Origin of the sequence: Streptomyces sp. NPDC058637, assembly GCF_042717325.1 — a bacterium.
In the GTDB taxonomy this organism is placed as follows: domain Bacteria; phylum Actinomycetota; class Actinomycetes; order Streptomycetales; family Streptomycetaceae; genus Streptomyces.
Map to the genome: position 1 here is coordinate 43,889 of NZ_JBHXRD010000029.1, position 20,708 is coordinate 64,596.

General features: G+C 70.8%; 15 protein-coding genes and 1 pseudogene. 4 read left to right on the forward strand and 12 right to left on the reverse strand.

Translation table 11 applies throughout. The annotated features are described in order from the left end of the window. Positions 1-139: 139 nt before the first annotated feature. The 6 genes from ACFWVP_RS25950 to ACFWVP_RS25975 all read right to left on the reverse strand — a co-directional run bounded on the left by ACFWVP_RS25950 (position 140) and on the right by ACFWVP_RS25975 (position 6,852). The gene (locus ACFWVP_RS25950; RefSeq protein WP_384500158.1) at positions 140-967 is read right to left on the reverse strand and encodes a shikimate dehydrogenase; all 828 of its coding nucleotides are present in this window, start codon (positions 965-967) and stop codon (positions 140-142) included. After that, complete coding sequence (gene mltG, locus ACFWVP_RS25955; RefSeq protein ID WP_384500226.1) at positions 967-2,808, reverse strand: endolytic transglycosylase MltG; 1,842 nt, start codon at positions 2,806-2,808, stop codon at positions 967-969. Before mltG ends, ACFWVP_RS25950 begins: the two co-directional genes overlap by 1 nt. A 100-nt stretch (positions 2,809-2,908) precedes the next feature. Next, positions 2,909-3,382: a Holliday junction resolvase RuvX gene (ruvX, locus tag ACFWVP_RS25960; RefSeq protein ID WP_384500227.1), complete on the reverse strand. Its 474-nt coding sequence runs from the start codon at positions 3,380-3,382 to the stop codon at positions 2,909-2,911. A gap of 8 nt (positions 3,383-3,390) precedes the next feature. Further along, positions 3,391-6,060, reverse strand: a complete 2,670-nt coding sequence (gene alaS / locus ACFWVP_RS25965) for an alanine--tRNA ligase (protein WP_384500159.1) — start codon at positions 6,058-6,060, stop codon at positions 3,391-3,393. Further along, positions 6,060-6,398, reverse strand: coding sequence for a DUF6167 family protein (locus ACFWVP_RS25970; RefSeq protein ID WP_384500161.1), 339 nt, complete (start codon positions 6,396-6,398; stop codon positions 6,060-6,062). The genes alaS and ACFWVP_RS25970 overlap by 1 nt, the downstream gene beginning before the upstream one ends. A 7-nt stretch (positions 6,399-6,405) precedes the next feature. Continuing rightward, on the reverse strand, positions 6,406-6,852 hold the full coding sequence (locus ACFWVP_RS25975; protein WP_384500228.1) for a DUF948 domain-containing protein: 447 nt from the start codon (positions 6,850-6,852) through the stop codon (positions 6,406-6,408). A gap of 226 nt (positions 6,853-7,078) precedes the next feature. Between ACFWVP_RS25975 and ACFWVP_RS25980 the strand changes: the two genes are divergently transcribed. Then, positions 7,079-9,346, forward strand: coding sequence for an ATP-binding protein (locus tag ACFWVP_RS25980; RefSeq protein ID WP_384500163.1), 2,268 nt, complete (start codon positions 7,079-7,081; stop codon positions 9,344-9,346). An 11-nt stretch (positions 9,347-9,357) separates the two neighbouring features. Here ACFWVP_RS25980 and rpsD read toward each other — a convergent pair whose 3' ends face one another. Further along, positions 9,358-9,972 carry a 30S ribosomal protein S4 gene (rpsD, locus tag ACFWVP_RS25985; protein ID WP_015607373.1) on the reverse strand — a complete coding sequence of 205 codons (615 nt, stop codon included), beginning with the start codon at positions 9,970-9,972 and terminating at the stop codon, positions 9,358-9,360. Between the two features lie 188 nt (positions 9,973-10,160). Between rpsD and ACFWVP_RS25990 the strand changes: the two are divergent. After that, positions 10,161-10,886: pseudogene (locus ACFWVP_RS25990) on the forward strand (DUF2470 domain-containing protein). Positions 10,887-10,896: 10 nt separating this feature from the next. Here the strand turns inward: ACFWVP_RS25990 and ACFWVP_RS25995 are convergent. From ACFWVP_RS25995 to ACFWVP_RS26010, 4 genes are all read right to left on the reverse strand, one after another. Next, positions 10,897-12,270, reverse strand: a complete 1,374-nt coding sequence (locus ACFWVP_RS25995) for a replication-associated recombination protein A (RefSeq protein ID WP_384500165.1) — start codon at positions 12,268-12,270, stop codon at positions 10,897-10,899. Positions 12,271-12,331: 61 nt separating this feature from the next. Continuing rightward, positions 12,332-12,967 (reverse strand): vitamin K epoxide reductase family protein, encoded by a 636-nt coding sequence (locus ACFWVP_RS26000; RefSeq protein WP_384500167.1) that lies wholly within the window; start codon positions 12,965-12,967, stop codon positions 12,332-12,334. A gap of 598 nt (positions 12,968-13,565) precedes the next feature. Continuing rightward, positions 13,566-14,828: a histidine--tRNA ligase gene (hisS, locus tag ACFWVP_RS26005; protein ID WP_384500169.1), complete on the reverse strand. Its 1,263-nt coding sequence runs from the start codon at positions 14,826-14,828 to the stop codon at positions 13,566-13,568. 14 nt (positions 14,829-14,842) lie between these two features. Next, complete coding sequence (locus ACFWVP_RS26010) at positions 14,843-15,529, reverse strand: MBL fold metallo-hydrolase (protein WP_384500171.1); 687 nt, start codon at positions 15,527-15,529, stop codon at positions 14,843-14,845. A gap of 148 nt (positions 15,530-15,677) precedes the next feature. Here ACFWVP_RS26010 and ACFWVP_RS26015 point away from each other — a divergent pair, with 148 nt between their 5' ends. Next, positions 15,678-16,460 (forward strand): peptidylprolyl isomerase, encoded by a 783-nt coding sequence (locus ACFWVP_RS26015; protein ID WP_384500173.1) that lies wholly within the window; start codon positions 15,678-15,680, stop codon positions 16,458-16,460. A gap of 187 nt (positions 16,461-16,647) precedes the next feature. Next, positions 16,648-17,877 carry a DUF349 domain-containing protein gene (locus ACFWVP_RS26020; protein ID WP_384500175.1) on the forward strand — a complete coding sequence of 410 codons (1,230 nt, stop codon included), beginning with the start codon at positions 16,648-16,650 and terminating at the stop codon, positions 17,875-17,877. Between the two features lie 191 nt (positions 17,878-18,068). Here the strand turns inward: ACFWVP_RS26020 and ACFWVP_RS26025 are convergent, their stop codons facing one another. Continuing rightward, positions 18,069-20,474, reverse strand: coding sequence for a RelA/SpoT family protein (locus ACFWVP_RS26025; protein WP_384500229.1), 2,406 nt, complete (start codon positions 20,472-20,474; stop codon positions 18,069-18,071). Between the last annotated feature and the right edge of the window lie 234 nt (positions 20,475-20,708).

Here is a 20,708-nt window from a genome sequence, read left to right on the forward strand (position 1 = left end):
CCGGGGCGCCGATCCGCCGCAGGTCCAGCAGACGGACGGCGGACCACCTGCGCCGGGCCTGTGCGCCGGGGTGGACGGGGTTACGGCGGACGCGGCCGACCGCTGTCCGCGCACGGGACGCCGGCGGGGAGCAGCGCGGCTAGTACTCCGGTCGTCCTGCCAGGGCCCGCTCGCCGGCCGCCCGCATCACGGCGAGCGGCGCGGCGGCACACCCGGTCATCTGTTCGACCTGCAGAACGGCTTGGTGGACCAGGAGGTCGAGGCCGCCCACCAAGGGGCCGCCGACGGCCGACCAGCGGGTGGCGAGGACGGTGGGCCACGGCTCGTACAGCACGTCGAACAGCGTGCCCGGCCGGTCCGGTACGGCAGCCGCCAGGGCGTCCGTCGTGCCGGCCGGTGTCGTGGCGATGACCAGCGGCGCGTGCAGTGCCTCTGCGGCGTCCGCCCAGTCCGCGATCCGGACGTCGACGCCGAGGCGTTCGCCCCACGCCCGCATCTCGCCGGCCCGTGCGGAGCTGCGTACGAAGGCCGTCACCGGCCCGGTGCAGATCTCCGCCAGGGCCGCCAGCGCGGAGGAGGCCGTGGCGCCCGCGCCGAGGATCGCGGCGGACTCCACCTTCTCGACGCCGCGCTCGCGCAGTGCCGCGATCATTCCGGGGATGTCGGTGTTGTCGCCCGTCCTGCGGCCGTCCTCGGCGAGGACGACGGTGTTGACGGCCTCGACCGACGCGGCCGTGTCGCTGACCCCGTCGAGCAGCGGGATGATCGCCCGCTTGAGCGGCATGGTCAGGGACAACCCGGCCCACGAGGCGTCCAGGCCCTCGATGAAACCGGGGAGCGCCGCCTCGTCCACGTCGAACCGGTCGTACGACCAGTGGTCGAGGCCTAGGTCCGCGTAGGCGGCCCGGTGGAGGACCGGGGACAGGGAGTGGGCGATGGGGGAGCCGAGGACGGCCGCGCGACGCATCACTGGCTCGCCTGCTGCGCTTCGTACTCGCGCCGGTTGCGCTCGTGCTCCTCGTTCGTCACCGCGAACACCGTCTTGTCCTCGGTCACGGAGACGAAGTAGTACCAGGGACCGGACGCCGGATTGATCGCGGAGTTCAGTGCGTCCGTACCGGGATTGGAGATCGGGCCGAGGGGCAGCCCCTTGATGCTGTACGTGTTGTACGGATCGTCGATCTTCCGGAGCTTGTCCACGGGACCGAGGTCCAACGTGCTCTCCGCCCGAATGTAATTGATCGTCGAATCGAATTCGAGCCTGCCCACCGTCTCCAGGTTGTCCGGCTCGAGCCGGTTGTACACAACCCTCGCGACCTTGTCGAAGTCGTGCTTGTACTTGCCCTCTTTCTGGACGAGGCTCGCCACGGTGATCAGCTCGAGAGGCGACTTGAGTTTGAGCCGCTCGGCGTTCTTCTCGAGATCGAGCTTGCCGTATTCCTCATTCGCCCTGGACACCATCCTCTTCAGGGTGTCTTCGGGCTTCCCGCCCTTGGCGACGGGATATGCGGCGGGGAAAAGGAAACCCTCCAGGGGATCCTTGATCTTCGGATCACCATCGGCCCATTCCGGCAGACCGAGACTCTCCGCCTTCGTCTTCGCAACGCCGGCGGTGGTGCCCTTCTTCAGATCGAGCCGCATGTCGATGAGCGCGTAGATGCCAAGGGTGCTCGTTCCCTCAGGAATGACCAGCGGATTCTGACTCTTCGGATCGAGCATCATCGTCAAGGCACTGTCCGCCGACATCTCCTCCTTCAGGAGATACACACCGGCCTGGATGGACTTCCCTTTGGGGTTTCCGTTCTGCGCAGAGATGAAGGCGTCGGCCGATTTCACGACACCGGCCTTCTTCAGAATGCTCGCGATCTCGTTCCCGAGCGCGCCCTTCGGGATCTCCACCTCGACCGAGCCGCTGCCGCCGCCCGCGTAGTCGGGCGCTTCGCCGAACTGGCTCTGGTAGTACGAGTAGCCGAGGTAGCCCACTCCCCCGAGGCCTCCGACGAGGACCACCGCGACGCCGAGGCAGGCGCAGCCGTTGCGGCTCTTCTTCTTTGCCTTGCCGCGGCGCTCGCCGCCCCGGCGGGACTCGCGCGGGTCGTCGTCGTATTCGTCGTCCCGGAGGTCCCGGCCGTCGCGGGAGTCCCGGTCGCCGGCCGGTTCGTCCGTGCCGGTGAAGAAAGGATGCGTCTCCTCCTGCGGCACGTCCGGGTCCCAGTCCGGGTTCTGCTGCTGGGGTTCCCGGGGCTGGGCGTGCTGCTGCGGCTCCGGCGCCTGCTCACGGTGGCCGGGGGGCTGCGGCGGAGGGTAGGCCTCGGGCGTGCCGTAGTAGTCGGGCTGCTCGCCGTAGCCGCCCTGGGCGTTGCCGTACGGGGGCTGGGGCTGCGGCTCGTACGGCATCGCGGCCTGCTGGCCGGTGTCCCAGCCGCCGTTGTACTGCTGCTGCGTCGGCTGCTGCTGCTGGGCGTACGGGTCCTGCGGCGCGCCGTACTGAGGCTGCTGCGCGTACGGATCCTGCTGATGCTGCTGCTGCCCGTAAGGATCCTGCTGATACTGCTGGGCGTACGGGTCGTGCTGATGCTGTTGTTGCTGCTGTTGCGCGTACGGGTCCTGCTGCTGGGTATAGGGATCCTGCGGGTAGCCCTGCTGCGGTTGCTGCTGGGCGTACGGGTCCTGCGGGTAGGGCTGCTGCTGGCCTTCGTGCGGGCCCTGGCCGCGGGCGGCCTGCCGGCCTTCCCATCCCTGGTCCCCGTACAGGGGATCCTCGGGATGCCACGGTTCGGAGCCGGGGCCCCGGCCATACTCAGTCATCGATCCCCTAGAGCCGCGAGACGACGTTCCGTCTCTTCGCTTGGCTGTGCGGTGTTTGTTCGAACACCGACGCATCGCGCGGAACGTTACCGTATCGCGATCAGACAACCACTTCGACGCCCTCGCCCGGGGGCCGTCCTGACGCCCGTTCGGACTCCAGGGCGTTCTGAAGGATCACCACGGCGGCAGCCTGGTCGATGACCGACCGGCCCTTCTTCGACTTCACGCCCGAGGCGCGGAGCCCTTGGCTGGCCGTCACCGTGGTCATCCTCTCGTCCACCAGCCGCACCGGAACGGGTGCGACCGAGCGGGCGAACACCTGGGCGAAGGCCCGGACCTTGGCCGCCGCCGGGCCCTCGCCGCCGCCCAGTGAGCGGGGCAGCCCGACGATGACCTCGATCGGCTCGTACTCCTGGACGATCTGGCCGAGCCGCCGGTGGGCGGCCGGGACGTCGCGTCCCGGCACGGTCTCCACCGGCGTGGCGAGGATCCCGTCGGGGTCGCACGAGGCGACCCCGATACGGGCGTCCCCGACGTCGACGGCGAGTCGGCGTCCGCGGCGCATCTGTGCCATCTGCGGCGTCACGCCGTCTCGGTGACGAGGCGCTCGACAGCGGCGACGGCGTCGCCGATGGCGTCCGGGTTCTGGCCGCCGCCCTGGGCGACGTCCGGCTTCCCGCCACCGCCGCCGCCGAGGGTCTTGGCGGCGGTACGGACCAGGTCACCGGCCTTGAGACCGCGCTCGCGGGCCGCCTCGTTGGTGGCGATGACGGTCAGCGGGCGGCCGTTGGCCGTGGTGAACAGGGCCACGACGGCCGGCCGGCCGCCCTGGATGCGTCCGCGCACGTCGAGGACGAGCCTGCGCAGGTCGTCGGTGGAGGTGCCGTCCGGCACCTGTCCGGTGACCAGGGCGACGCCCCGTACGTCCTTGGCGGAGTCGACCAGCCCGGCGGCGGCGGCCAGGACCTTCTCCGCGCGGAACTTCTCGATCTCCTTCTCGGCGTCCTTCAGCTTGCCGAGCATTCCGGCGATCTTCTCCGGAAGCTCCTCGGCGCGGCCCTTGACCAGCTCCTGGAGCTGGGCGACGACCGTGTGCTCCTTGGCGAGGAAGTTGTACGCGTCCACGCCGACCAGGGCCTCGATGCGGCGCACACCGGAACCGATGGAGGACTCGCCGAGCAGCTTCACCAGGCCCAGCTGAGAGGTGTTGTTGACGTGCGTACCGCCGCACAGCTCCTTGGAGAAGTCGCCGATGGTGACGACCCGGACCCGCTCGCCGTACTTCTCGCCGAACTCGGCGATGGCGCCCTGCTTCTTGGCCTCGTCGATCGACATGACCTCGGCCTGGACGTCGAGCTCCCGCGAGAGGACCTCGTTGATCTTCTGCTCGACGTCGGTGAGGACCGTGCCGGGTACGGCGGCGGGCGAGCCGAAGTCGAAGCGGAAGCGGCCGGGTGAGTTCTCCGAACCGGCCTGGGCGGCCGTCGGGCCGAGCGCGTCACGCAGCGCCTGGTGCGTGAGGTGTGTGGCGCTGTGGGCGCGGGCGATGGCGCGGCGTCGCGTGTTGTCGATGGCGGCGTAGGCGGAGGCGCCGACCGTCACCTCGCCGACCTGGACGGAGCCCTTGTGGACCGAGACGCCCGGGACGGGCTGCTGCACGTCGCGGATCTGGATGACGGCGCCGGTGTCGAGCCGGATGCGCCCCTGGTCGGCGAGCTGGCCGCCTCCCTCCGCGTAGAACGGGGTGCGGTCCAGGACGACTTCGACCTCGTCGCCCTCGGTGGCGGCCGGTGAGGGGACGCCGTCGACGAGGAGGCCGACGATCGTCGACTCGCCCTCGGTGGAGGCGTAGCCGGTGAACTCGGTGGTGCCGGAGTTGTCGGCGACCTCGCGGTAGGCGGACAGGTCGGCGTGACCGGTCTTCTTGGCCTTGGCGTCGGCCTTGGCCTTGTCCCGCTGCTCCTGCATCAGCCGGCGGAAGCCCTCTTCGTCGACCGAGAGGCCCTGTTCGGCGGCCATCTCCAGGGTGAGGTCGATCGGGAAGCCCCAGGTGTCGTGGAGCAGGAACGCCTTGTCGCCGGCCAGGACCTTGCCGCCGGCCTGCTTGGTCTCGGTGACCGCGGTCTCGAGGATGTTCGTGCCGCCCTTGAGGGCCTTGAGGAAGGCGGCCTCCTCGGCGAGGGCGACGGTCTCGATGCGCTTGCGGTCGGTGATGAGCTCCGGGTACTGCTCACCCATGGTGCTGATCACGACGTCCACCAGCGCCTCGACCACCGGGCCCGTGGCGCCCATGAGCCGCATGTTGCGGATGGCGCGGCGCATGATGCGGCGCAGGACGTAGCCGCGGCCCTCGTTGCCGGGGGTGACGCCGTCGCCGATGAGCATCACCGAGGTGCGGATGTGGTCGGCGACGACGCGGAGGGACACGTCGGAGCCCTGCTCGGCGCCGTAGCGCACACCGGTGAGCTCGGTGGCCTTGTCCATGACGACGCGCAGGGTGTCGGTCTCGTACATGTTCTGTACGCCCTGAAGGATCATGGCGAGGCGTTCGAGGCCGAGACCGGTGTCGATGTTCTGCGACGGCAGGTCGCCGAGGATCGGGAAGTCCTCCTTGCCGTCGCCGGCACCCCGCTCGTACTGCATGAAGACCAGGTTCCAGATCTCCACGTAGCGCTCGTCGTTGACGGCCGGGCCGCCCTCGACGCCGAACTCCGGGCCGCGGTCGTAGTTGATCTCGGAGCACGGGCCGCAGGGACCGGGGACGCCCATGGACCAGAAGTTGTCCTTCTTGCCCAGGCGCTGGATGCGCTCGGCCGGGACGCCGATCTTCTCGCGCCAGATCTGCTCGGCCTCGTCGTCGTCCAGGTAGACGGTGATCCACAGACGCTCGGGGTCGAGGCCGTAGCCGCCGTCCTCGACGGAGTTGGTCAGGGCCTCCCAGGCGAACTGGATGGCGCCTTCCTTGAAGTAGTCCCCGAAGGAGAAGTTCCCGCACATCTGGAAGAACGTGCCGTGCCGGGTGGTCTTGCCGACCTCTTCGATGTCCGGCGTACGGACGCACTTCTGCACGCTGGTGACGCGCGGGGCGGGCGGCTTGACCTCGCCGAGGAAGTACGGCTTGAAGGGGACCATGCCCGCGGGGACCAGCAGCAGAGTCGGGTCGTCCGCGATGAGCGACGCCGAAGGGACGACGGTGTGACCGCGCTCCTCGAAGAAGCTCAGCCAGCGGCGGCGAATTTCAGCCGACTCCATTAGTGGTCCTCATTCCGGTTGTTCGAGTTGCAGGGGAGTGTTCGATGCGTGGGGGCGGGCCTGGCCGGGTCGACGGCGATGTGGCCGGTGACCGGGAGTTCGGGGTCGACGGGCGCCTGGAGGCCCAGCGCCCCGCCCAGTTCGGCCTCGCGCCGGACCATGCCCTCACGCACGTCGAGGGCGAAGTCCTTCAACCGGTGACCCGCCTCGATCGCTTTGTCCGCGGCCTGCGCCGCGAGGCTCTCGGGAGTCAGCTGCTTGATCTTGCGGTTGACCTTGGTGGTGGCCCAGACACCGGCGGCTGCGCCGGCGGTGAACCAGAACGTACGGCGGAACATCGCTGCGTCAGTCCTTCTGTCCGCGGGAACTTCGGCCGTTCCGCTTCCTGCGGGCGGACGGCACGGTACGGCCGACGATCACGGTACGGCGGGAGGTACGGGGGGCCGGCTCCGGTTCGGGAGCGGTCCGGCGGCCGAGCGCCTGGCGTACGCCGTAACCGAACGCGGCGACCTTCACCAGCGGCCCGCCGAACGTCGACGCGACGGTGGTGGAGAGCGCGGAGGCGTTGGAGGTGACCTCCTGGACGTCGCTCGCGATGGCGTCGACCTTGTCGAGCTGGGTCTGCGCGGAGCGCAGGGTCGCGGAGGCGTCGGCGAGCAGTGGTACGGCCTGCTCGGTCACGTCCGCCACCAGCGCGGTGGTCGCCCTGAGCGTCTGGGCCAGCCTCACCAGCACCACGGCGAGGAAGGAAACCAGGATCGCCCAGAAGACCGCCACCAGGATGCCGGCCACCTCTCCACCGGACACAGTGCACCGCTCTCTGCTCGTCGCTCGCCCCTGCCGGGGCTCGGTCTCTGCCTTCTCGGACCGGCCGGTGCGCTGCCACCACAGCCGATCGTCGTCCCTCGACCCTATCGCGCCGGGCGTCAGGCCCCGTACCGCATTACGGGCGGACGGGGCGACCCCGGAGGCGGGGAGATTGTACGGAGAGCTTATGTGCCAGTACTCTGCGTGTTTCATGCGACGCCCTCAGCGCCCCTCCCCCACCCCCGACGACGCGGAGCCCCCGCGCGCCAACGTGGAGCCCGCGGCGGGGGACGCCGAGCACGCGCCGGGCGACGGGAGGGACGTGCCCTCCGTGGCGAAGGACGCGCCCTCCCCCGTCCACGGGAACCTCCCGGCCGAGCTGAACACCTTCGTGGGCCGCGAGGACGAACTCGCCGAGGTCGAGCGGCTTCTGGGCGAGTCCAGGCTGGTCACGGTGGCCGGGGTGGCGGGCGTCGGCAAGACCCGTTTCGCCACCAGGATCGCGGCACTCATGGAGAAACGGTACTGCGACGGGGTGTGGCTCGCCGAGCTGTCGTCCCTCCACGATCCCGGCCTCCTCGAACACGCGTTGGTCGACGCGCTGGGGCTCACCGACCACACCAGCAGGCCGACCCGCGCCACACTGCTGGAGCACTGCGGCCCCCGCCGGCTCCTGTTCGTGATCGATGGATTCGAGCATCTGACCGACGCGTGCGCCGAGCTCGTACGGGAGTTGCTGCGCCGGGCCCCGCGGGTGCGCGTGCTCACCGCCGGGCGTCGTCCGCTGAAGGTCGACGGGGAACTCACCTTTGCGCTGAGGCCGATGGCGGACGGCGACGCCTTGGAGCTCTTCGCCCTGCGGGCCCGCGCCGTGCAGCCCGGGTTCCGGCTGACGGACGCCAACAGGGAGACCGCCGCGGAGCTGTGCCGGCGCCTCGACGGCATCCCGCTCGCCCTGGAACTGGCCGCCGGGCGGCTGCGGGCCCTGTCCATGGACCAGGTGCTGCACCGTCTCGACGACCGGTTCCGGCTGCTGACCGGGGGCAGCCGCAGTGCGCTGCCCCGCCACCAGACCCTGCGTACGGCCATCGGCTGGAGCCACGAGCTGTGCGCCCCTGAGCAACGGCTGCTCTGGGCACGGCTCTCGGTGTTCGCCGGCCAGTTCGACCTGGAGGCCGTGGAGTACGTCTGCGGCGGCGCCGGTCTTCCCGCCGACTCGGTGCTCGACGTGCTCGACGAACTGCTCGCGCAGTCCGTCGTGCTGCGGGAGGACTCCCTCGCCGGCAGCCGCTACCGCCTGCTGGACACCGTGCGGGAGTACGGCGCCGAGTGGCTGGGGGCGACCGGGGACACCGAACGGCTGCGCCGCAGGCACCGGGACTGGTTCCTGGGGCTGGCGACCTGGTGCGAGCTGGACTGGTTCAGCCCGAGGCAGGCCGAGGCGGCGGCCCGTGTCGACTGCGAGCTGCCCAATCTGCGCCAGGCGATGGAGTGCTCGATGGAGAGTCCCGACGAGGTGCATCTCGCGCAGTACCTGGCGGGCACGCTCTGGTTCTACTGGGCGGGCTGCGGCCGGCTCGCGGAAGGCCGTCACTGGCTCGACCTCGTCCTGGAGGAGGAGTCCCCGTACGATCCGTCGCGGCTGAAGGCCCTGTGGGTGCTCGGCTACGTCGCCGTGCTGCAGGGGGATCCGGTCGCCGCGGTGTCCGCCCTTCAGGAGTGCCGGGAGGAGGGCGAGCGTTCGGGGGACGCGGCGGCCGTGGCGTACGCGGTGCACCGCAGGGGCTGTCTCGCCATCGTCACGGACGATCCGGCCCGCGCCGAGGAGTTGCTGCGCGAGGCCCTGGGGCGCTACCGGGAGATCGGCGAGCTGAACAGCAATGTGCTGATGGCCCAGGTCGAGCTGGCGATGGCCGTGGCGTTCCGGGGGGATGTGGACGGGGCGGCGGAGATCTGCGAAGAGGTCCGTGAGATCTGCGAGGACCACGGTGAACGGTGGGCCCTGGCCTACGCGTTGTACGTCCTGGCCTACGCGGCGCTGGAGCGCGGGGAGGGCGGGCGGGCGCGGCAGATGCTCGGCGAGAGCCTTTCGATCGCGCACACCTTCCACGATCTGCTCGGCACGGTGCTCTCGCTGGAGCTGCTGGCCCTGGTCACCGTGACCGACGGCGACGCGGCGGAGGCCGCGGTGCTGCAGGGGGCCGCGGAGCGGATCTGGCCCTCGGTGGGGCTGCCGCTGTTCGGTTCGGCCCATTACGGCAGGCCGCGGGCCCGGTGCGAGGAGCGGGCCCGGGCGGAACTCGGCGACGTGCGGTACGAGGCGGAGCGGCGAACCGGCGGCCGGCTGGACATGAAGGGCGCGGTGGCACGGGCCCTGCGCGCGCCGGGCGCGGCGCCCCGGGGGGACGCTCCTGGGGACACGCGAAGGCCCGCCGCCTCCCGGACAACAGAGAGGGGCGGGCCCGAGCTCGGACAGTAGCTACGCCTGGATCAGCGGGCGTAGTACTCGACGACGAGCTGCTCGTCGCAGATGACCGGGATTTCCTTGCGGTTCGGGTCACGGTCCAGGCGGAAGGCCAGGGCCTTCAGGTTCACCTGGAGGTAGCGCGGGGTCTCACCGTCGGTGTCGTAACCACCCTCGCGGGCCACCTGGAAGGGGACCTTGGTGCGGCTGCGCTCGCGGACCTGCACGACGTCGTCGGGGCGCACGCGGAAGGACGGCTTGTCGACCTTGCCACCGTTGACCTCGATGTGGCCGTGGACGACCATCTGGCGGGCCTGGTAGATGGTGCGGGCGATGCCCGAACGCAGGACCAGGGCGTCGAGACGGCGCTCGAGCTCGACGACGAGCGCCTCGCCCGTCTTGCCTTCGGCCTTCTTGGCGCGGTCGTAGGCGCGCGCCATCTGGCGCTCGCTGATGTCGTACTGCGCACGCAGACGCTGCTTCTCCAGCAGACGGACCTTGTAGTCCGAGTTCTGCTTGCGGCCGCGGCCGTGCTCGCCCGGCGGGTACGGACGGGCTTCGAAGTACTTGACAGCCTTCGGCGTCAGGGCGATGCCGAGGGCACGCGACTTCTTGACCTTGGGACGCGACTGGTTAGGCACGTTCTCCAGACCTCCGTTGTGGGTTAGGTTAGGCTTACCTTACTCAAGGAGATCGCATGTCTCGCCCTGGGAACACCACTCACGTCACGGACAGCACAGACAGCGGCAGCACACCTGAAGGTGCTGCTACGACGGAAGGCCGATCTGATCGTGGTCAGCCGCGTCCCAGCGGGCTTGAAAACACTCGGTTGCCGTCAGCAGCCGAGCGCACACGAACTCTCGTACAGAGTACCTGCTCCGCCGTGCTGCTCGTACCGGGGCTGGTAGTGATCCACCCGGACCAGCTGATGCCCGACAGCCGGAGCGTCACCCCCGAGGGGGATCTCCTCCTCGAATTCCCCGCCGGTTCGCCGGTCGTGCGGGCCGCGACGCACGGCCGGGGCGACGGACCGACCGCTGTGCTGGACCTCACCGATGTGGCACCGGTCTCCGTCCCGCACCGGATCCGGGGCCGTGCGCGGATCGCCGGCCGGCTGACCTCCGTCCCCGGCCGGGCGGAGCCGGGCCGGGCGGAGCCGGGCCGGGCGGTGCTCAGGCTGGAGATCGGGGAGGCGTCGGTCGACGACCTGTGGGGGTCGGAGGAGGTCGGGCCGGAGGCCTTCCGGGACGCCGCCGCCGATCCGCTCGTCGTCCATGAGGCGGAACTGCTCCAGCATCTGCACGCCGCCCACAGCGAGGAGATGGCGACGCTGTCCGCCCTGCTCGGGGACCGGTCCTAGGAGGACGGGTGCACCTGTGGCGCGCACCGGCCCGCCGCCGTACCGGTCGCGCTCGACCGCTTCGGGCTGCGGGTGCGGTTCGTGGAGAGCGGCGGGGACTGCTTCGACGCCCGCTTCGAGTTCCCCGGTCCCGTACGCGACATCGGCGGGCTGCGGCGCGCCGTGCACACGCTCTTCGAAGCGGCGTCCTGCTGAGCACCGCCGGTCACGACGGTGTCGTACCGCCCGGTCCGCCACGGCCGAGGCGCTCGCGGACCCGGTCCGCCACGTCCGCGTACCGCGCCTCCGCCCCGTACCGCGTGGGTTCGTAGTAGCGCCGGCCGCGGACGGCGTCCGGGGCGTACTCCTGGGCGGCGATCCCGCCGGGCACGTCGTGCGGGTAGATGTAGCCCTGGGCGTGGCCCAGCTTGGCGGCGCCCTTGTAGTGGCCGTCGCGCAGGTGGGCCGGGACCGGGCCCGCGAGACCCCTGCGCACGTCGTCCTGCGCGGCGGAGATCGCCAGTGTCGCCGCGTTGGACTTGGGGGCGAGGGCCAGCGCGATGGTGGCGTGGCTGAGCGTGAGGGCCGCCTCCGGGAAGCCGATCATCGCGACGGCCTGGGCCGCTGCCACCGCGGTGGGCAGCGCCGTCGGATCGGCGAGACCGATGTCCTCGCTGGCGGAGATCATCAGCCGCCGGGCGATGAAGCGCGGGTCCTCCCCCGCCTCGATCATCCGGGCCAGGTAGTGCAGGGCCGCGTCCACGTCCGACCCGCGGATGGACTTGATCAGGGCACTCGCCACGTCGTAGTGCTGGTCGCCGTCACGGTCGTACTTCACCGCCGCGCGGTCGACGGTCTCCTCGACCGTCGTGAGCGTGATCTCCGCGTCGTGCTTGGCCAGCGCCGCTCCGGCCGCCGCCTCCAGCGCCGTCAGCGCGCGCCGGGCGTCGCCGCCCGCGATCCGCAGTAGATGCGCCTCGGCGTCCTCGGACAGGGTCACGGCGCCGCCCAGTCCCCGCTCGTCGGTCAGCGCCCGGCGCAGCAGTGCGCGCAGGTCCTCGTCGGTGAGGGGTTCCAGGGTGAGGAGCAGGGAGCGGGACAGCAGCGGGGAGATGATCGAGAAGTACGGATTCTCCGTGGTGGCCGCGATCAGGGTCACCCAGCGGTTCTCGACGGCGGGGAGCAGGGAGTCCTGCTGGGCCTTGGAGAAGCGGTGGATCTCGTCGAGGAAGAGGACGGTCTCCTTGCCGAAGCCGCCGGTGGCGCGGCGCGCGCCCTCGATGACGGCCCGGACCTCCTTGACGCCGGCGGTGATCGCGGAGAGCTCGACGAAGCGCTTGTTGGTGGCCTTGCTGACCACGTACGCCAGGGTCGTCTTCCCGGTGCCCGGCGGCCCCCAGAGGATCACCGAGGAGGGGCCCGCGGGGCCGCCGCTCCCCTCGCCGACGAGTCGTCGCAGGGGCGAGCCCGGCTTCAGCAGATGCTGCTGGCCGACGACCTCGTCCAGCGTACGGGGGCGCATCCGGACAGCGAGGGGGCTGCTGGACGGATCCTTCTCCTGGCGGTCTTCGGCTGCTGCGGTAAAGAGGTCGGGCTCCACGCTGGAAGCCTATGCCACCCCGCCGACAACGCCGCCGGGAGCGCCGGGGACCACGGAGCGGTCAGCTGGTCCAGAAGTCCCACCAGCGGGTCAGGATCAGCATGCCGATGATGCCGATCCACAGGACGGGCGGCACCCAGTGGAATTCGGTGAGCCCGTTCCGCAGCCAGGCGGGCGCGGGCAGGACGCGGTGCTTGATGTTGTGCGTGGTGACGTAGCAGAACATGAAGATCGTGGCGACCCAGGCCAGGCAGCACCACAGGCAGAGCGAGTTGATGTTGTACAGCGACTGGTACTGGAGCCAGGTGCAGAAGCCGACTCCGAACAGGGTGCCCGCGTTGAGACCGATCCAGTACCAGGTGCGGAAGCGGGCACCCGCGAGGAGGGCCGTGCCGATGCCGATGACCACCGAGTAGGTGGCGATGCCGAGCATCGGGTTGGGGAAGCCGAAGGCGGACGCCTGCTCGCTCTTCATGATGTTGCCGCACGCGACCACCGGGTTCAGGCTGCAGCCCGGGGTGAAGCTCGGGTCCTCGAGCAGCTTGAACTTGTCGATCGTGATCACCCAGGCGGCGAGCAGTCCGGCCGCTCCGGTGATCACCAGCAGCAGTGCGAACGCGCGACTGCCGCCGATGGTCCTCTTCCCGCCGTCCTCGTCCTGGTCGGAGGAGGGGTGATCTACCGCTGCAGTCGTCATATCGCCGTTCCATCACTGAGTGGCCAGCCGGGCAGGGTCATTGTGCCGCACAGCCAGCTCGGTCAGCCGTTCGATGAACATAAATGTGTGCAGGAGGAAGGCCCGTCGCGCGGGGGTAGGCGGGAGGCGCACAGCCGGTGCGGAAGGTGCGGTGGGGGCCGGTCCGCGTGTGCGCGGTGCGGCGACACGGCCCGCGCCGGACGGCCCCGACCTGCGGTTCCGGCCTGTGCGGGTGCTCGCGGCACCTGGTAGGGGCCGCCCCGGGTGGAGGGGCGTCGCGGAGAGCGGTGGAGCCGCTCCGGCCGCGGCGGGGCCATGCGACCGGCGCCCGGGGTGGGCCCCGCCGGCGCGGGCCGCCGGCGGCGTTCCCGTATCGGGGTCGTCCGGCAGGATGAATGCGCTGCCGTCACGTTGACCGGGAACCGCCGTCATGGTGACCAGGAGCAGCCACGCGCGTCGGCCCGGAACCGCGCGCGTCGCCATGAACGGGCAGGTCGCAGGGCCCGCCGGGCGGGGTCCCGCGGCCGGTCGCCGGGCGCGGAACGCGTGGTGCCCGCCCGGGCGGACCGGGCGGGCACCATGCGGAACGGGCGCGGGGTCAGGCCGTCCTGGCCCGTACCACGGCCACGAGCTCGTCGAGCGCGACCGCCTGCTGCTCACCGGACTCCATGTCCTTGAGCTGGACCGTGCCCTCGGCGAGGTCACGCTCGCCGGCCACGATCGTGAAGCGGGCACCGGAGCGGTTCGCGCTCTTCATCGCACCCTTGAGGCCACGGCCGCCGAAGGCGAAGTCGGTGGCGACGCCGGCCCTGCGCAGCTCGGTGACCAGGCCGAAGAGCACGCGTCGCGCCTCGTCGCCGAGCGGGACCGCGTACACGCTGGTGGTGGCGGGGATGTCGAGCTCGACGCCCTCCGCCTCCAGCGCGAGCACCGTGCGGTCCACGCCGAGTGCCCAGCCGACGGACGGCAGCGCGGGGCCGCCGATCATCTCGGACAGTCCGTCGTAGCGGCCGCCGCCGCCCACCGCGGACTGGGAGCCGAGGCCGTCGTGCACGAACTCGAAGGTCGTGCGCGTGTAGTAGTCGAGGCCGCGGACCAGCTTCTCGTCGTCCTCGTACACCACGCCCGCCGCCGTCAGCAGGTCGCGGACCTCCTCGTGGTACGCCTTGCAGGCGTCGCAGAGGTAGTCGCGCAGCAGGGGTGCCCCGACGAGCTGCTTCCGGACGTCGGCCCGCTTGTCGTCGAGCACCCGGAGCGGGTTGATCTCGACGCGACGGCGGGTCTCCTCGTCCAGTTCGAGGTCGCGCAGGAAGGTTTGGAGCGCCTCCCGGTAGACGGGACGGCACTCCTTGTCGCCCAGCGAGTTCAGCAGGATGCGGAACTGCGTGAGGCCGAGCGAGCGGTACGCCTGGTCGGCCAGGATGATCAGCTCGGCGTCCAGTGCCGGGTCCTCGGTGCCGATGGCCTCGGCGCCGACCTGCGAGAAGTGGCGGTAACGGCCCGCCTGCGGACGCTCGTAGCGGTAGTACGAGCCGGAGTACCAGAGCTTGACCGGGAGGTTGCCGGCCTTGTGCAGGTTGGCCTCCAGCGCCGCGCGCAGTACGGAGGCGGTGCCCTCCGGGCGCAGCGCGAGCTTGTCGCCGCCCTTGGTCTCGAAGGCGTACATCTCCTTGGACACGATGTCGGTGGACTCACCGACGCCGCGTGCGAACAGGGCGACGTCCTCGAAGCCGGGCGTCTCGATGTAGCCGTAGCCGGAGTTCTTCAGGGGTTCGGAGATCGCGGCGCGGACCGCGAGGAACTTCGCGGAGCGCGGCGGGATCAGGTCGTACGTGCCCTTGGGGGCCTGGAAGGTACTCACAGGAGTTTCTCTCGTCACATTCCTCGGCGGGGCGCGTCCATGCCGTGCAGATACGGGTTGGAGGCGCGCTCGCGGCCGATGGTCGTCTGGGGGCCGTGGCCGGACAGCACCACGGTCGAGTCGTCGAGCGGCAGGCACACGCGGGCCAGCGACTCGAGCAGCTCGGCGTGGTCGCCGCCGGGCAGGTCGGTGCGTCCGACGGAGCCGGCGAAGAGCAGATCGCCCGAGAAGAGAACCTGCGGAACATCCGCGGCCTCGGGCATCCTGAACGTCACCGACCCCTTGGTATGGCCGGGTGCGTGCGAGACGCCGAACTCCAGGCCCGCCAGCTTCAGCAGGGCGCCGTCGGTCAGCTCCTCGACGTCGGCCGGCTCGCCCACGGTGAGTTCCCCCATGAGCGGCATCCCGATGGAACGGCCGAGGGCCCTCTCCGGGTCGCTCATCATGTACCGGTCCCGGGGGTGGATCCAGGCGGGGACGTCATGGGCGCCGCACACGGGGACGACCGAGGCGACATGGTCGATGTGGCCGTGGGTGAGCACGACGGCGACGGGCTTGAGCCGATGCTTCTTCAGCGTTTCCTCGACGCCCTGGGCGGCCTGGTGGCCCGGGTCGATGATCACGCACTCCTCGCCTGCGGCGGGGGCGACCAGGTAGCAATTGGTCCCCCAGGCCCCGGCGGGGAACCCGGCAATGAGCACGATCGTCCTTAGTGTTCGTCCGACGGGGAGGGCCGCGGAGACGGTTGCGGCAGATCAGAGCCTACCGGCGCTCCTCATTCCACAGCTAACCCATATACCGTACGGGGCAACCCAGGCCCGATCACACGACGTACAAGGAGACCAACCGGTGGTCAGCAGCGATCAGCGGCGGCGGCAGCTCGCCCGGGAGAAGTTCGAGCGGCAGCAGCAGCGTCGGGAGGAGGGGCGCCGCAAGACCAGGCGCCTCACGGTGATCATCGCGTCCTCGGTGGCCGTGGTGGCGGTCATCGGCGCGGGCGCGTTCGTCTCCCTCGACGGCGACGACACGAAGGAGAAGGCGGACGCCGCGGCGAGCCCGTCGGCGTCCCCGTCCGCCAGCGAGAGCGCGGTGCCCGAGCCCGCGATGAAGATCGACAAGAAGGCGAAGTACTCGCTGTCGATGAAGACCGACCAGGGCGCCATAGCGATCGCGATGGATGCGGCGAAGACCCCGCACACCACGAATTCGTTCAAGGCCCTCGCGGACAAGGGGTACTTCGACGGTACGAAGTGTCACCGCCTGACCACGGAGGGGATCTTCGTCCTGCAGTGCGGTGACCCCAAGGGTGACGGCACGGGCGGTCCGGGCTACACGATCCCGGACGAGAACCTGACGTCGCTGGGCAAGGCGGGCGACGACGGCGCGGTGACGTACAAGGCGGGCACGGTCGCGATGGCGAACACCGGCCAGCCGGGAACGGGCGGCAGCCAGTTCTTCCTGGTCTACAAGGACACCAAACTGCCGCCCAGCTACACGCCGTTCGGCACCATGGACGACGCCGGTCTGAAGGCCGTCGAGAAGATCGCCGCGGCGGGCGTCACCGGTGGGGCGGCCGACGGCGCTCCGAAGAAGGCCGTCACGGTCGAGAAGGCGACGGTCGACAAGGCCTGACCGGCCGGGCGGCCGGTCCGCCCCGGGCACCCGGCGCGGACCGGAGAATTTCGGCCGCGCGGAGTGCGGACAGCCGGGTGGCCGGTCGCCTAGATTGGCGTTGTGCAGGGCGGGCGCTGCCCGCCCCAGGAAACTGTGGACGATGCACGGGGGGTGAACCCCTCCGGCATCAGGTGGAGGAGGCGCTGTGAGCAGCGACCCGTGGGGCCGTGTCGATGAGACGGGCACCGTGTACGTGCGTACGGCCGAGGGTGAGCAGGTCGTCGGATCGTGGCAGGCCGGTTCGCCCGATGAGGCTCTGGCCTATTTCGAGCGCAAGTACGAGGGCCTGGTGGTCGAGATCGGCCTCCTCGAACGGCGGGTGAAGACCACCGATCTGTCCGCCAAGGACGCGACGGCGGCGATCGAGCACCTCCGTCAGCAGGTCGACGAGCACCACGCCGTCGGCGACCTCGCCGCGCTCGGCAGGCGGCTGGACGCGCTCGTCGCGACGGTCGACTCCCGTCGCGAGGAGCGCAAGGCCCAGAAGGCGAAGCAGACCGACGAGGCCCGTCAGGCCAAGGAGGCGCTCGTCGTCGAGGCGGAGGAGCTGGCGCAGAGCGAGCAGTGGCGTTCCGCGGGTGAGCGTCTGCGGGCGCTCGTCGACACGTGGAAGGGGCTGCCGCGCCTCGACCGTAAGTCGGACGACGAGCTGTGGCACCGCTTCTCGCACGCCCGTTCCGCCTTCTCCAAGCGCCGCAAGGCCCACTTCGCCTCGCTGGACGCGCAGCGCGAGGACGCCCGCAAGGTCAAGGAGAAGCTGGTCGCCGAGGCCGAGTCCCTCTCCGGGTCGACGGACTGGGGTACGACCGCTGCCCGTTACCGCGACCTGATGACCGAGTGGAAGGCGGCGGGCCGGGCCCAGCGCGAGTCCGAGGACGACCTGTGGAACCGCTTCCGCGGCGCCCAGGACGTGTTCTTCGCGGCCCGCAGCGGTGTCTTCGCCGAGCGTGACGCCGAGCAGGGCGAGAACCTCAAACTGAAGGAGGAGCTCGCGGTCGAGGCCGAGAAGCTGGTTCCGGTGACGGATCTGAAGGCGGCCCGGGCCGCGTTCCGCGCCGTCAACGAGCGCTGGGAGGCCATCGGCCACGTGCCGCGTGACGCCCGCCCGAAGGTCGAGGGCCGGATGCAGGCGGTGGAGCGGGCGCTCCAGGAGGCCGAGGAGTCCGAGTGGCGCCGGACGAACCCGGAGGCGCGGGCCCGCGCCGAGGGTCTGACCGGCCAGCTCCAGGCGGCCGTGGACAAGCTGCGCAAGCAGATCGACACGGCACGCGCGTCGGGCAACAACTCCAGGGCCGACAAGCTGTCGCGTGAGCTGGAGGGCCGCCAGGCGCTGCTGGACCAGGCGCTGAAGGGCCTGGAGGAGTTCGGCGGCTGACGCGCGTGCCGACTCCCCCGAGGGGCTTTCCCGCGTACCTCGCGGGGAAGCCCCTCTCCCGTGTCCGCGCCGCGCCGTTGCCGTGCGGACGGCGGCGATGAGGCGTGAGGACCGCCGGATCCGCCGGGGTCGTGGCCGACGGGATCTCCGTGACCGACAGGATTCCCGTCGTCGGCGGCTGCCGGACCGTCCTACGGCCGGCGGGCCGAGGTGACCCGGTAGACGTCGTAGACGCCCTCCACGCCGCGTACGGCCTTCAGGACGTGCCCCAGGTGCTTGGGGTCCCCCATCTCGAAGGTGAAGCGCGAGGTGGCCACCCGGTCGCGGGACGTCTGCACGGCCGCCGACAGGATGTTCACGTGCTGGTCGGACAGGACCCGGGTGACGTCGGAGAGCAGCCGCGAGCGGTCGAGTGCCTCGACCTGGATGGCGACGAGGAAGACCGACGACTGGGTGGGCGCCCACTCGACATCGAGGATCCGCTCCGGCTGCTGCGAGAGCGAGTCGACGTTGACGCAGTCCGCGCGGTGGACGGAGACGCCGCTGCCCCGGGTGACGAATCCGATGATCGGGTCGCCGGGGACGGGCGTGCAGCAGCGGGCCAGTTTGACCCACACGTCCTCGACGCCCTTGACGACCACACCCGGATCCGCCTTGGCGCGGCGCTTGTTGCGTCCGTGCGAGGGCGGCGAGCTCTCCGCCAGGTCCTCGTTGGCCGCGTCCTCGCCACCGAGTGCCTGGACGAGCTTCTGGACGACGCCCGCCGCGGCGACGTGCCCCTCGCCGATCGCCGCGTACAGCGACGAGATGTCGGGGTAGCGCATCTCGTGGGCGAGGGTGACCAGGGAGTCGCCGGTGAGGATCCGCTGGATCGGCAGGTTCTGCTTGCGCATGGCACGCGCGATGGCGTCCTTGCCCTGCTCGATCGCCTCGTCGCGGCGTTCCTTGGAGAACCAGGCCCGGATCTTGTTGCGCGCCCGGGGCGACTTGACGAACTGGAGCCAGTCCCGGGAGGGCCCGGCACCGGCCGCCTTCGAGGTGAAGACCTCCACCAGGTCACCGTTGTCGAGCGTCGACTCCAGCGGTACGAGCCGCCCGTTGACCCGCGCTCCTATCGTCCGGTGGCCGACCTCCGTGTGGACGGCGTACGCGAAGTCGACCGGCGTCGCACCGGCGGGCAGCGCTATCACGTCGCCCTTGGGTGTGAAGACGAAGACCTCGTTGCGCGAGAGGTCGAAGCGCAGGGACTCCAGGAACTCGCTGGGGTCCTCGGTCTCCTTCTGCCAGTCCAGGAGCTGGCGCAGCCACGCCATGTCGTTGACGGTGTCCTGGCCGCGGCCGGTGTTCTTGGGTACGTCGGTGCGCACCTTGGAGGCACCGGCGGAGGGCTCCTGCTTGTACTTCCAGTGCGCGGCGATGCCGTACTCGGCGCGGCGGTGCATGTCGAACGTACGGATCTGTAGTTCGACGGGCTTGCCGCTGGGGCCGATCACCGTGGTGTGCAGGGACTGGTACATGTTGAACTTGGGCATCGCGATGTAGTCCTTGAACCGCCCCGGCACCGGGTTCCACCGGGCGTGCACGGTCCCGAGCGCCGCGTAGCAGTCGCGGACGGTGTCGACGAGGACCCGGATGCCCACCAGGTCGTAGATCTCGGCGAAGTCCCGGCCCCGCACGATCATCTTCTGGTACACGCTGTAGTAGTGCTTCGGCCGGCCGGTGACGGTGGCCTTGATGCGGGCGGCGCGCAGGTCGGACTGGACCTCGTCGGTCACTATGGCGAGGTATTCGTCGCGCTTGGGCGCACGCTCGGCGACGAGGCGGACGATCTCGTCGTACATCTTGGGGTAGAGGATCGCGAAGGCGAGGTCCTCCAGCTCCCACTTGATGGTGTTCATGCCCAGGCGGTGGGCCAGGGGCGCGTAGATCTCCAGGGTCTCGCGGGCCTTCTTCTCCTGCTTCTCCCGCTTGAGGTAGCGCATGGTGCGCATGTTGTGCAGCCGGTCGGCGAGCTTGATGACCAGGACCCGGGGGTCCTTGGCCATGGCGACGACCATCTTGCGGACGGTCTCGGCCTGGGCGGCCTCGCCGAACTTGACCTTGTCGAGCTTGGTGACCCCGTCGACCAACAGCGCCACCTGGTCGCCGAAGTCCTTGCGGAGCGTGTCCAGGCCGTACTCGGTGTCCTCGACCGTGTCGTGCAGCAGTCCGGCCATCAGCGTCGCGGGGTCCATGCCGAGCTCGGCGAGGATCGTCGTGACGGCGAGCGGATGGGTGATGTAGGGGTCGCCGCTCTTGCGCTTCTGCCCGCGGTGCCAGCGCTCCGCGACCTGGTAGGCCCTCTCGATCTGCCGCAGTGTGGCGGTCTCGATCTTGGGGTCGTTGCTGCGGACCGTACGCAGGAGGGGTTCGAGGACCGGGTTGTAGGGGCTGGAGCGCTGCACGCCGAGCCGGGCGAGGCGGGCCCGGACGCGGTTGGAGGAGCCGCCGGTACGGGTGGGCGGGGCCGGCGGGGTGGCGGCGGGCCTGGCCGGGGGCTTCACGGCGGGCACCGGGGGCTTCGCGGCCTCGGGCGGTGTGGGCGGCGCGGGGCTCACCGCGGTGCCGGATGCCGGCTTCGTCCCGGGAGGCGGGGTCGGCTCGGCGGGAGCCGGATCAGGAGCGGGCGCGGACCCGGGCGCGGGGGTGGCCCCGGGAGGGGGCGTCGGGGTGGCCCCTGGAGGGGGCGTGGGCTTCGCGGGCCCGGACGCGGCCGGTGACTCGGAGGCGGAGGCCGGAGCCTGGGCCGGGCCGTCCCCGGGCTCGTGGGCCCCGGTCCCGCCCGCCCGTGC